An 11,585-nucleotide genomic window follows, 5' to 3' on the forward strand; every position below is an offset into this window, starting at 1 on the left:
GCAGCGCTGTGCGTGGTTGCAGAAGGGCATGCTCGCGCCCTTGCCCGGCGCGCGCCATACGCGAGCCGGCACAACCGGGATATGATACGCTTCCCTCGCTGGGGCGGTGAGACCACCGCGCGGTCACGCCGTCAGGAACGGATGTGCGAAAGCGGCAGATGTCCCTGCCGGGAACCGACACGTCAGAACCGCGCAGCAGCGTCCTGGGCTGCCCCCTTGCGAAGGAGCGCATCATGCCGAATGCCCGTCTCGCCTACATGCCCCTCATGACCTACCCGGACATCGCGCCGGACGAATCCATCGTCGCGGCCGTGGCGCTGGCCGAGGCGCTCGAATGCGAACTGCATGCCGCCACCTTTTCGGTCGAAATCCCCCCTGTGTCGTCGCCGATGGGCGGCTTCCTGCTGAATATTCCAGCCCTCATCCGAACGACCGAAGAGAACAGCCTCGCTGACTGCAATCGCCTTCAGGCGCTGATCCAGCAGCAGGCGGCCCGGATCAAGGTGCAAGTCTCCAGCCGGAAGCTGATGCTGGGCGAGGCCGGACAGGCTGCGGCCGTCCAGGCCCGTTATTTCGATTTCGCGCTGTTGCCCTGGGCCCGGGACAGGCCCGTCCTGCAGGAACTGGCGGAAGCGATGATCTTCGAATCCGGTCGCCCCGCCATCCTGGTTCCCCCATCGGCCACGTCGGCGCCCATCCGGCAGGTGGCGATCGCCTGGGACGGCAGCCGCGTCGCCGCACGCGCCGTCGCCGACGCCCTGGCCTTCGTGACGAGGGATGTGGAGGTCCTGGTCCTGTCGGTTCCCGACGAAAAGTCGCTGCAGGGAAACGATATCGCGGAGGCCCTGACATCGTCGCTGGCCCGACGCGGCATCACGGCCCGCAGCCGGACCGTCCCGCTCGCCGAAAGGGAGATCGCGGAGGCGCTTCAGGACGCCGCGATGGAAGCGGGCGCGAACCTGCTGGCAATGGGCGGATTCGGCCACACGCGCATTCGCGACTTCATCCTGGGCGGCGCCACCAAGGGCGTCCTCTCGGACCTGCAGATGCCGGTCCTGCTTTCCCACTGACGGTGGCCACGAAAAGCGCATCGACCGGCCGGCATCGCGGCGTGGACGCGCAGCAGGCCGGCCATCGCGAGGTCGGACCAGAGCGAGCCGGCCTGTCGATGGCGGCGCGGCGCCCCGGCCATGACGGGTTGGGTTTGACGTCCGTCACGTTTCCAGAATCAATAGGCCCACCTTAGGGAACGCTCGGCAGCGGGCGCTTGGGCGGGGCAGACATGACGTGGATCTGGAGCGGCCGAGGCAAGCCGCTGGACATCTTCCTGGTTCTCGCGGCGATCGCTGCCCTGGCCTGGATCTCGGCGACGCCCGCAAACGCCTGTTCGGGCTGCGGCTGCCGCGGCGGGCCGGGCTATCGCGGGCCGAATGGGCGATGCGTCAGTTGGGCCAATATCGGCCGGGTCTGCGGCTCGCCGCCGAGCGAACGCTGTTCGCCGGAGGGGCCGAATGCCGGCGCCGAGGAGGCGGCCCGGCAGGGCGCGCGCCTTCGAGGCCTGGAACCCGCCAGCCGCCCGCAGGACACGCCGCCCGAGCCGAAGCCGGAATAGTCTGGATCAGCCGGCGGTGGCGCGCGCCACCGCCGGCCGTATGGGTCAAGCCGGAGTCGGGGCGTCGGCGCGCAGCAGGCCGGCCATCTTCAGATCGGACCAGAGCGAGGCCGGCACCGGCCGGTCGAAGGCGGCGCGGTTGCGCCTCGTCTCCTCGGCCGAGACCGAGCCCATGACCAGCGAGGCGACCGCGGGGTGGCCGAGCGGGAACTTCAGCGCCGCGTCGGCAAGCGTCACGCCATGCGCCTCGCACACCTTCTGGATCGCCGCCACCCGCTCCAGGATCTCCGGCGGGGCGTCGCGGTAATTATACTTGGCGCCGGGCACGGGGCCGGTAGCGAGGATGCCGGAATTGAACACGCCGCCCAGCATCATGCCGATGCCCTTCTCCTGCGCCAGCGGCAGGAAGCTGTCGAGCGCCGGCTGCTCCAGCAGGGAGTAGCGGCCGGCCAGCAGCATGGCGTCGAAATCGCCGGCGCGGGCGAAGCGCTCGCACATGTCCGCCTCGTTCAGGCCGACGCCGATCGCGTCGATCACCTTCTCCGAGCGCAACTGCTCCAGCGCCTTGTAGGCGCCCTCCATCGCGGCCTTGAAATGGCCCTCGACCGCCGCCGCGCCATGCGAATAGACGTCGACGTCATGGATCAGCACGATCTCGATCCGGTCGACGCCGAGGCGGATCAGCGACTGCTCGAGCGAGCGCATGGCGCCGTCATAGGAATAGTCGAGCCGGGCGGGATGCGGCTGGCCGCCAGCGAAGTTCGGCGGCTGGGTGTTGCCATCGGCGGGCTGGTGCAGCGGGTCCATCCAGCGACCGACCTTGGTCGACAGCACGAAGGACTTGCGCGGCACGCCGCGCAGCACGGTGCCGATGCGGTGCTCGGCCAGGCCGTGGCCGTAGAAGGGCGAGGTGTCGTAGAGCGTGACGCCGGCCTCGACGGCCGCCGCGACGGCGCCGCGGGCGGTTTCGTCATCCAACCGGTGATAGAGGTCGCCCAGCGGGGCGGAGCCGAAGCCGAGGGTCGTGACCGGAATCCCCGTGCGTCCGAGCGGGCGCGTCTCAAGTGCCATGGCGTTTCATTCCCTTTGTCTTTTTGGAGCACGGGAAATGACTGCCGCGACAGCGGCGACCGCGCCGGTCCGGCTTCGGTCGCGTCTGGCTGCGGCGAAAGCCTCCCGTCCTCCTCGCGGCGACAGGTTTCTCGATGACCGCCGCCGGCGTCAAGCCAAGATCGCGAACGGACACGAACGAGCGGACGTGAAAAGGCCGCCCTCATCGGGCGGCCTGGAGAGACATCGAATACCCGGAAGGCAGAACGGACCGCCGCGGCCATCGAGTCACATCATCTCGTGTTGATGCCGCTGCCGTCCGAAAAGCTGCTGTCCTCCTGGAGACCGACGGTGCCGTTGTCATTCTTGGTGACGATCACATGCTCGCCGCCATAGACGCCGCGCAGCAGCATCGGCTGGCTGACCTGGAACGTGCCGGCGCCCTCGACGGTGACGGTTCCGGTGGAGGGATTCACGTTCGAGACGACGCCGCCATAGGTCTCGGCCGCGAGGGCCGGTCCTGCAGCGAGCAGACCGGCGACGGGAAGAAGAAACAGGATCTTGCGCATGATGTTCATCCGTTGTTTGCCCCCACGATAGAGACATGGCGCTGGCCGGACGGCCGACAATCGGCGACAGGCATCATGAACAAATTTTAATCCGGCATCCATATAATTGGCTTGGGTGCTGAATCGACCGGGGCCTCCGAAACCGCAGGATCCCGCCGTGAATTACCGATGCGGCTTGGCGCCAGCCTGCAGATCGCGGCAACAGCACCGACGGTTGAGAGCGGAAAAACGCGCCTTTCCGGGCCGAAGAGACGCCCTCCTGCTGTCCCGCCGCGCGATCATGAACCGGATCGCAGCGAGGTCGGCGCGCAGCCGTTCGTGTCCGGCTTGGGCAGCGATAGCTTTCGCCGAGGCAAATTCCATCCCCGCCGCCCCAAACGCGCGCCCACGCCGGCAAGAGCCCGGCTGGCAAGAGCCCGGCCGGACGCCTCGCCTATTCGCGCGAGGCGAAAGCGCGGCGGCGGAACGGGAGGGAAGGGTATCGATTTCCGTCGACGCCGCGCGCCGGGGCGGGTTCCCCCGTCCCGGAAACGCGCCCGCCTTCCTCAAGCCTGTCGCCAGGCGCCTCGGCGGCGGGAAAGGAGCGGATCAGTAGTCGCCGGCACCGGCATAGGAACTGTCTTCCTGGACGCCGATGGTGCCGTTGTTATTGAGGGTCACGATGACATGTTCGCCCGGAGCGAGATTGCGCAGCAGCCGTGGATCGGCAACCTGGACGGTGCCGCCACCGACAATCGACAACTCGCCCGTATACGGGTCGGCCCGCGCCACCACGCCGCTCATCGTTTCGGCGGCAAGGGCCGTGCCGGGCACGAGGAGCAGGCCGGCAAAGAGAAGAAACAGCAGTTTCTTGTTCATGGCTGATCTCCAACGTTTCGTTTCGGAGCGCCCCTCGCGCCCTATACCGGACGCCGGTCTCAACATGGGGATTCCGCGCCGCAGCCTCAAAAGATCTCAAGGGAATGTGAACGCGCCGGTGGGCAGCAGGGCTTCGCCGGAAGCCAACGCCCTGCCAGGACCGGGGCGCCCGGCGCGGCGGAACGTTTTTGGGCGAAGCGGGTGTCGGTTCGTGTAAAGAAAAGGCGAGCGACAGAGCATTGCAGCCTTCCCCATGCCCATGGCAGGCGGAAGGGCTCCAGAGTGGCAGCAGGCGGGGATTTCAGAAATGCGTTTGGCGACGATGGCTTGGTTGGGAGCGGGCCTGCTGGCGCTTTCGGGCGCCGCGCAGGCCGACGATGCCGCAGCGGCGCGCGGCGCGAAGGTCGTCGAGCAATGGTGCCGGATGTGCCATCTGCGCGCGCATGACAAGCCCGACAAGACCATGGCGCCGCGCTACGAGGACATCGTCCGCCGCCCCGGCCGCGACGAGGCCTATTTCACCCGCTTCCTTGCGGAGGATCATTTCCCCATGACGATCTATCGGCTGTTTGACGACGAAAAGCGCGACGTCGTGGCTTATCTGATGTCGCTGAAGACGCGCTGAGCCAACAAATCCGGCCCCGGCCGGAACTTCCCGCGACCCGATCCGCCCCGGCCCATTCCAGGTGTCGGGGCGGGCGACACGCCAGCCAACCCCAGAACGCGAAAAGCCGCCCGGAAGGGCGGCTTTCGTTCGCTTCAGTTGCCTGAAGGGTGGAATTGGTGGAGCCAATCGGAATCGAACCGACGACCTCTTGAATGCCATTCAAGCGCTCTCCCAACTGAGCTATGGCCCCACTCGTTCCAGAAGTCGGAGGGGTTGGGACCCCCCCGGAACGGCGCAACTCTTAAGCCGCGCTCTTTTTCAAATCAAGCGCCAATTCCAAAAATCGAACCGGTGCCTGTGGATAGCCTCAGGACTCCTCGTCCTCGACGCCACCGATGATGTCGGCAACATCGTCGCCTTCCTCTTCCTCGTCCTCGATGAAGACATCGTCGGCCTCGTCATCGGCGATTTCGACGTCGTCGTCATCGCTCTCGACCGCGACGGCGCCGCCCGAAGCCTCTTCATCGGCTTCCTCGAGGCTGACGAACTCGGCGCCCTTGGCGACGTCGTCCTCGACCTCTTCGTCCTCATCGTCCGTCACATTGGCCGGACGCGCCTTGGCCGGTCCGCTCTCGAAGAACGAGCGGGGATACGAAACGCCCGTAAAGGGCGAAACGATTGGATCTTTGTTCAGGTCGTAGAACTTCTTGCCCGTCTCCGGGTCGACCCGCTTGGTGCCGAGTTCCGCTTTCGCCACGTCGTGCCTCATCGGTTAAAAGAGCGGCTGTCCCATAATGACTCGTATCGGCGCTGTCAAAAGCAATTCTGACACGGACGCCAACTCGCGCCCCGCCGGGTCCTCAACTCGGGTGACGGCAGCGGACAGGCGTGCTATCCGACGACCGTCCGTTCTGGTCTCTGAGCCCGCATGCGCGACCCCGAATTCGCCCGTGCCGAATGCCCGAGGTGCCGACCCGATGCCATCCACGTCCCCATCGCCCGCCCCGCTGGCCGCGGCTTCTGCCGGCCCGCTCGTGGGGCGCGTCCGCGTGCCGGGCGACAAGTCGATTTCGCATCGTGCGCTGATGTTGGGCGCGCTGGCAATCGGCGAAACGACGATCGACGGGCTGCTGGAAGATAACGACGTTCTGGCGACCGCAGAGGCCATGCGTGCCTTCGGCGCCATCGTGACTCGAGCCGATCCGGGCCGCTGGCGGGTGCGCGGCGTTGGCGTCGGCGGTTTCCTCGAACCGGAAGACTGCATCGATTTCGGCAATTCGGGCACCGGCGCCCGGCTCGCCATGGGCCTGGTCGCCAGCCAGGCGATCAGCGTTACCTTCACCGGCGACGCATCGCTGCGCGCGCGGCCGATGGGCCGCATCCTCGATCCGCTTCGTCGGATGGGGGTGCAGGTGCTCGCGCGCTCGAAGGATCGCCTGCCTTTGACCCTCAAGGGTCCCGATATCACGCTGCCGATCGAATATCGCGTGCCGGTGCCGTCGGCGCGGGTCAAATCGGCCGTGCTGTTCGCCGGCCTCAACACGCCCGGCATCACCACGATCATCGAACCGACCCCGACGCGCGACCACACCGAGCGGCTGCTCGAGCGGTTCGGCGCGGCGCTCGAGATCGATCGCAACGAGGATGGCGAGCGGGTGGTCCGGCTGGAGGGCCGCCGCGATCTGAAGGCGCAGCCCCTCGTCATTCCCGGCGATCCGAGCTCGGCCGCCTTCCTGATCGTCGCGGCGCTGCTGATCGACGGTTCGGACCTGACGATCGAATCCATGCTGCTGAACCCGATGCGCATCGGCCTGATCGAGACGCTGGTCGAGATGGGCGGCGCCATCGAGATCGACAATCGCCGCACCGTCGGCGGCGAGGCGGTCGGCGACGTGCGGGTGCTGGCGAGCCGCCTAAGGGGCGTCGTCGTGCCGGCGGAGCGGGCACCCTCGATGATCGACGAATACCCGGCGCTCGCCATCGCCGCCGCCTTCGCCGAGGGGGTCACGGTGATGAACGGCATCAGCGAGCTCCGGCTGAAGGAATCCGACCGGATCGCGGCGCTGGCCGCCGGCCTCGGCGCCAATGGCGTCACCGTCGAGGAGGGGCCGGAATCGCTCGCCGTCACCGGCGGCGCGGCGCGGATCGGCGGCGGCATCGTCGCCACCCGTCTCGACCACCGCATCGCGATCAGCTTCCTGGTGCTGGGCCTCGCCGGGCACGCCCCCGTGACGATCGACGATTCCCGGGCGATCGACACCCACTTCCCTGAATTCCAGGCCCTGATGAACGGGCTTGGTGCGCATTTCGAAAGGGCGGAGCCCGCCGCAGCATGATCATCGCCATTGACGGACCCGCCGCCGCGGGCAAGGGCACGATCGCCCTGAAGCTGGCCAAGCACTATGGCCTCAACCATCTCGATACCGGCCTGCTCTATCGCGCCATCGGCCGGCTGATGACCGAACAGGGGCTGGACGTCGACAATGCGGCCGAGGCCGGCGCCGTCGCCCGCAAGCTGAAGGCAAAAGACCTGAACCACCCGGACCTGCGCGGCCGCGAGGCGGGCGAGCTGGCCTCGCGCGTCGCCGTGCATCCCGAAGTCCGCGCCGCGCTGGTCGACTTCCAGCGCGATTTCGCGCGCACGCCGCCCGGCGCCGTGCTCGACGGGCGCGATATCGGCACCGCGATCTGCCCCGAGGCGGACATCAAGATCTTCGTCACGGCCTCGCCGGAAGTGCGGGCCCGCCGCCGCACCGACGAGCTCAACGCCAAGGGCCGCGATGTGCCCTATGAGCGGATCCTGGCCGAGATCCTGGAGCGCGACGAGCGGGATTCGCACCGCTCCGCGGCGCCGCTGCGCCAGGCCGACGACGCGGTGCGGCTGGATACGACGGCGCTGGATGCCGACGCCGCCTTTGCCGCCGCGATCGAGATCGTCGACGCCGGACACGAGTGATTGAACGTTTTACGGCGCCGGAAGGGCTGAAATCGGCCAGTTTTGCCTTGCCGCATGGGCATCAAGCCTATATAGAGCCCCAGATCCGCGAAGTCTCGACGTCGGTCCCCATCCCCGGATGGAGGCCTGGCGGCTGGAATTCATGGAAAAACACCCGAATCCAGGTCCGGAAGCGTCGGTCCGCCACATGCGGTTGCCCCGATTTCCGTCGAGGGCAGGATCGAGATCTCGGGTTTCAGCAACACCAACCGCCGACGCATGCCAGAAATGGCACCAGGAGATTTCATGGCTGTTACCAACCCGTCCCGCGAAGATTTCGCCGCCCTTCTTGAAGAGTCCTTCGCCAACGAAGACCTCTTTGAAGGCAGCGTCGTCAAGGGAACGATCGTCGCCATCGAGAAGGACCTCGCCGTCATCGACGTCGGGCTCAAGACCGAAGGCCGCGTGGCGCTCAAGGAATTCAATGGCCCGGGCCGCGACAACGCGCTCAAGGTCGGCGATGTGGTCGAGGTCTATCTCGAGCGCGTTGAAAATGCTCTCGGCGAAGCCGTTCTCTCGCGCGACAAGGCTCGCCGCGAAGAGAGCTGGATCCGTCTCGAGGAGCAGTTCAACAAGAACGAGAAGGTCACGGGCGTCATCTTCAACCAGGTCAAGGGCGGCTTCACCGTCGACCTGGACGGCGCCGTTGCCTTCCTGCCGCGTTCGCAGGTCGACATCCGCCCGGTGCGCGACGTCGGCCCGCTGATGCACACGCCGCAGCCCTTCCAGATCCTCAAGATGGACAAGCGTCGCGGCAACATCGTCGTCTCGCGTCGTACCGTGCTTGAAGAGACCCGCGCCGAGCAGCGTTCGGAGCTCGTCCAGAGCCTCGAAGAAGGTCAGATCATCGAAGGCGTCGTCAAGAACATCACCGATTACGGTGCGTTCGTCGACCTTGGCGGCATCGATGGCCTGCTGCACGTCACCGACATCGCGTGGCGCCGCATCAACCATCCGACAGAGGTGCTCTCGATCGGCCAGACCGTCCGCGTGCAGATCATCCGCGTCAATCACGAGACGCACCGTATCTCGCTCGGCATGAAGCAGCTCGAGGCCGATCCGTGGTCTGGCATCGAAGCCAAGTACCCGGTCCAGGCCAAGTTCTCGGGCCGCGTCACGAACATCACCGACTACGGTGCGTTCGTCGAGCTGGAGCCGGGCATCGAAGGCCTGATCCACGTCTCCGAGATGTCCTGGACGAAAAAGAACGTTCATCCGGGCAAGATCGTCTCCACCTCGCAAGAGGTTGAGGTCATGATCCTCGAAGTCGATCCGGTGAAGCGTCGTATCTCGCTCGGTCTCAAGCAGACCCTGTCGAACCCGTGGGAGAGCTTCTCGGAGAAGTTCCCGATCGGCACGATCGTCGAAGGCGAAGTCAAGAACAAGACCGAGTTCGGTCTGTTCATCGGCCTCGACGGCGACGTCGACGGCATGGTCCACCTGTCGGATCTCGACTGGAACCGTCCCGGCGAGCAGGTCATCGACGAGTACAACCGTGGCGATATCGTCAAGGCGCAGGTTCTCGACGTCGACATCGACAAGGAGCGTATCTCGCTCGGCATCAAGCAGGTTGGCGGCGATCCGTTCGTCGAAGCTTCCGGCGAGCTGCGCAAGGGTGCCGTTGTCACCTGCGAGATCACGGCTGTGACCGAAGGCGGCCTGGAAGTCCGGATTGCGGATTCCGACCTGACCTCCTTCATCCGTCGCGCCGATCTGTCGCGTGATCGTTCGGAGCAGCGTCCGGAGCGTTTCGCCGTTGGCGAGAAGGTCGACGCCCGCATCACCAACTTCGACAAGAAGGCCCGCAAGGTCGCCGTCTCGATCAAGGCGCTTGAAATCGCCGAAGAGAAGGAAGCGGTTGCGCAGTTCGGCTCGTCGGATTCGGGTGCGTCGCTCGGCGACATCCTCGGCGCTGCCCTCAAGGCACGCCAGGGCACCGACGAGTAATCGTCACCGCCTTTCGAACTCAAGGAAACGCCCCGGCTCGTCCGGGGCGTTTTCGTTTTGGGCGGCTATTTTTTCGAAATCGCCAGTGCCGACAATTGCTTGGCACGGTCTTGTTTGATTTCGCAGTGCAAAACATATAACCCGTACAGGGTCTTCGAGATCGACCGGGAGCGCATGGATGAGCATCGACGCGGATCAGATCCTGGATCGCCGACGCCTGAGGCGAAAACTCACGACCTGGCGTGTCGTGGCCTTCGTGGCGGCGGCGCTCGCCATTGTCGGCGGCGGCCTGCTCGCGGCCGGTCCCGATGCGCTGGGCGGACGCTCGCGGCCGCATATCGCGCGGCTGACCATTTCCGGCTTCATTTCCGAAAACCGCGCCGAACTCGACCTGATCGACAAGATCGGCAAGAGCGACGCCGTCCAGGGCGTCATCGTCTCGATCAATTCGGGCGGCGGCGCCACCGCGGGCGGCGAAGCGCTCTATGACGCGATCCGCAAGCTGTCGGACAAGAAGCCCACGGTTGCCGCCATCCGCACCGTCGGCGCCTCCGCCGCCTACATGACCGCGATCGCCGCCGACCATGTCGTCGCCTACCGCACCTCCATCACGGGCTCGATCGGCGTGCTGTTCCAGTCGCCGGAAGTGAGCGAGGCGATGGCCAAGCTCGGCATCAAGCTGACCGAGGTGAAGTCGTCGCCGCTCAAGGCCGCGCCCTCGCCCTTCGCGCCGCCCACGCCCGAGGCGCTGGCCGTGATCGACTCGATGATCCGCGATACCTACAACTGGTTCGTCGACATTGTCGCCGAGCGCCGCAATCTCGACCGGCCCAAGGCGCTGCAACTGGCCGATGGCCGCGTCTTCTCGGGCCACCAGGCGCTCGAAGCCGGCCTGATCGACGAAATCGGCGGCGAGGAGACGGCGATTGCCTGGTTGACGACCAAGAAGGGCGTCGATGCGCGGTTGCGCGTGGTCGACTGGGAGCCGGAAAGCAGCGGCAGCCCGTTCTCCTTTTCCAGCGCCGCCTTCGTCTGGCTGGCGCGCCAGGCCGGCTTCTCGCCCGACCTTCTCTATGCTTCCGGCGTCGCGGGCCTGCTGCCTTCCAGACTCCAGCTTGACGGTCTCCTATCCGTTTGGCACGCTCCTACCGGTCTGAACGACGCTGAGGGGGCGCCGCGGTGATCAAGTCCGAACTGGTGCAGAAGATCGCCGAGCAAAATCCGCATCTCTATCAACGGGATGTGGAGCACATCGTGAACTCGATTCTCGACGAGATCATCGATGCGCTGGCCCGAGGCGACCGGGTCGAGCTCCGTGGCTTCGGAGCTTTCTCCGTGAAGAACCGCCCGGCGCGACAGGGCCGCAACCCGCGCACCGGCTCGAAGGTCGAGGTCACGGAAAAATACGTGCCGTTCTTCAAGACCGGCAAGGAGATGCGCGAGCGTCTCAACGACGAGGACTAGATCACGACCGGTTCGACAGGTCGCGCGCCAGCGCCTTGAACCAAACGTGATCTGGAATGTTATTGGCGCAGGCACTAGCCGGATTTCCGGCGTCCGGCTCGAGGCAATGTTGATGAAGAAGTTCCTTGCGGTCGTGATCCTGGTTCCGATCGCAATCATCGCGGTGGCGCTCTCGGTCGCCAACCGCCATGCCGTGGCGCTGTCGCTGGATCCGTTCAATTCGACAGATCCCGCCGTCGTCATCAGCATGCCGCTGTTCGTCCTGGTCTTCGGCGCGATCGCGCTCGGCGTCCTGATCGGCGGCGTGGGCGCATGGCTCGGCCAGGGCCGATGGCGCCGCCAGGCCCGCAAGCTCCGGCACGAGTTGCAGGACACGCGCCTCGAGAACACCCAGTATCGCGCCGCCGCCAGCGCCAGCCCGGCGACCACCCTGCCCGCGCCCCGCCGCGTCGCCTGAACGGCGGAATCCCGCCCCTTCCGCCT

13 protein-coding genes and 1 tRNA gene are annotated in these 11,585 nt (G+C 66.3%); 9 read left to right on the top strand and 5 right to left on the bottom strand.

Going from position 1 to position 11,585, the window contains the following annotated elements; all coding sequences use genetic code 11:
• Nucleotides 1–233: 233 nt before the first annotated feature.
• Nucleotides 234–1,070, top strand: a complete 837-nt coding sequence (locus OSH10_RS19240; protein ID WP_266333704.1) for a universal stress protein — start codon at nt 234–236, stop codon at nt 1,068–1,070.
• 212 nt (nt 1,071–1,282) lie between these two features.
• Nucleotides 1,283–1,612: a hypothetical protein gene (locus OSH10_RS19245; RefSeq protein WP_266333706.1), complete on the top strand. Its 330-nt coding sequence runs from the start codon at nt 1,283–1,285 to the stop codon at nt 1,610–1,612.
• Nucleotides 1,613–1,657: 45 nt separating this feature from the next.
• On the opposite strand, the gene OSH10_RS19250 is transcribed toward OSH10_RS19245, so the two are convergent.
• The 3 genes from OSH10_RS19250 to OSH10_RS19260 form a co-directional block, all read right to left on the bottom strand.
• A complete protein-coding gene (locus tag OSH10_RS19250) occupies nt 1,658–2,683 on the bottom strand; it encodes an aldo/keto reductase (protein ID WP_266333708.1) in 1,026 nt (341 codons plus the stop codon).
• A gap of 272 nt (nt 2,684–2,955) precedes the next feature.
• Nucleotides 2,956–3,231, bottom strand: a complete 276-nt coding sequence (locus OSH10_RS19255) for a hypothetical protein (protein ID WP_266333710.1) — start codon at nt 3,229–3,231, stop codon at nt 2,956–2,958.
• 588 nt (nt 3,232–3,819) lie between these two features.
• The gene (locus OSH10_RS19260) at nt 3,820–4,089 is read right to left on the bottom strand and encodes a hypothetical protein (RefSeq protein ID WP_266333712.1); all 270 of its coding nucleotides are present in this window, start codon (nt 4,087–4,089) and stop codon (nt 3,820–3,822) included.
• A gap of 307 nt (nt 4,090–4,396) precedes the next feature.
• Here OSH10_RS19260 and OSH10_RS19265 point away from each other — a divergent pair, with 307 nt between their 5' ends.
• Nucleotides 4,397–4,714 carry a hypothetical protein gene (locus OSH10_RS19265; RefSeq protein WP_266333714.1) on the top strand — a complete coding sequence of 106 codons (318 nt, stop codon included), beginning with the start codon at nt 4,397–4,399 and terminating at the stop codon, nt 4,712–4,714.
• 156 nt (nt 4,715–4,870) lie between these two features.
• Here OSH10_RS19265 and OSH10_RS19270 read toward each other — a convergent pair.
• Nucleotides 4,871–4,946 (bottom strand) — tRNA-Ala (locus OSH10_RS19270).
• A gap of 117 nt (nt 4,947–5,063) precedes the next feature.
• Nucleotides 5,064–5,453 carry a TIGR02300 family protein gene (locus OSH10_RS19275; RefSeq protein ID WP_266333716.1) on the bottom strand — a complete coding sequence of 130 codons (390 nt, stop codon included), beginning with the start codon at nt 5,451–5,453 and terminating at the stop codon, nt 5,064–5,066.
• Nucleotides 5,454–5,673: 220 nt separating this feature from the next.
• Here OSH10_RS19275 and aroA point away from each other — a divergent pair, with 220 nt between their 5' ends.
• From aroA to OSH10_RS19305, 6 genes are all read left to right on the top strand, one after another.
• A complete protein-coding gene (aroA, locus tag OSH10_RS19280; RefSeq protein ID WP_266333718.1) occupies nt 5,674–7,032 on the top strand; it encodes a 3-phosphoshikimate 1-carboxyvinyltransferase in 1,359 nt (452 codons plus the stop codon).
• Nucleotides 7,029–7,652, top strand: coding sequence for a (d)CMP kinase (cmk, locus tag OSH10_RS19285; RefSeq protein ID WP_266333720.1), 624 nt, complete (start codon nt 7,029–7,031; stop codon nt 7,650–7,652). Before aroA ends, cmk begins: the two co-directional genes overlap by 4 nt.
• A gap of 285 nt (nt 7,653–7,937) precedes the next feature.
• Nucleotides 7,938–9,638: a 30S ribosomal protein S1 gene (gene rpsA, locus OSH10_RS19290; RefSeq protein ID WP_266333722.1), complete on the top strand. Its 1,701-nt coding sequence runs from the start codon at nt 7,938–7,940 to the stop codon at nt 9,636–9,638.
• Nucleotides 9,639–9,816: 178 nt separating this feature from the next.
• Complete coding sequence (gene sppA / locus OSH10_RS19295; RefSeq protein WP_266333724.1) at nt 9,817–10,821, top strand: signal peptide peptidase SppA; 1,005 nt, start codon at nt 9,817–9,819, stop codon at nt 10,819–10,821.
• Nucleotides 10,818–11,102 (top strand): integration host factor subunit beta, encoded by a 285-nt coding sequence (gene ihfB, locus OSH10_RS19300; protein WP_018182303.1) that lies wholly within the window; start codon nt 10,818–10,820, stop codon nt 11,100–11,102. The genes sppA and ihfB overlap by 4 nt, the downstream gene beginning before the upstream one ends.
• Before the next feature lie 112 nt (nt 11,103–11,214).
• Nucleotides 11,215–11,559: a LapA family protein gene (locus OSH10_RS19305; protein WP_266333728.1), complete on the top strand. Its 345-nt coding sequence runs from the start codon at nt 11,215–11,217 to the stop codon at nt 11,557–11,559.
• The last annotated feature ends 26 nt before the right edge of the window (nt 11,560–11,585 follow it).

Source organism: Kaistia defluvii (genome assembly GCF_026343955.1).
Classification (GTDB): domain Bacteria; phylum Pseudomonadota; class Alphaproteobacteria; order Rhizobiales; family Kaistiaceae; genus Kaistia; species Kaistia defluvii.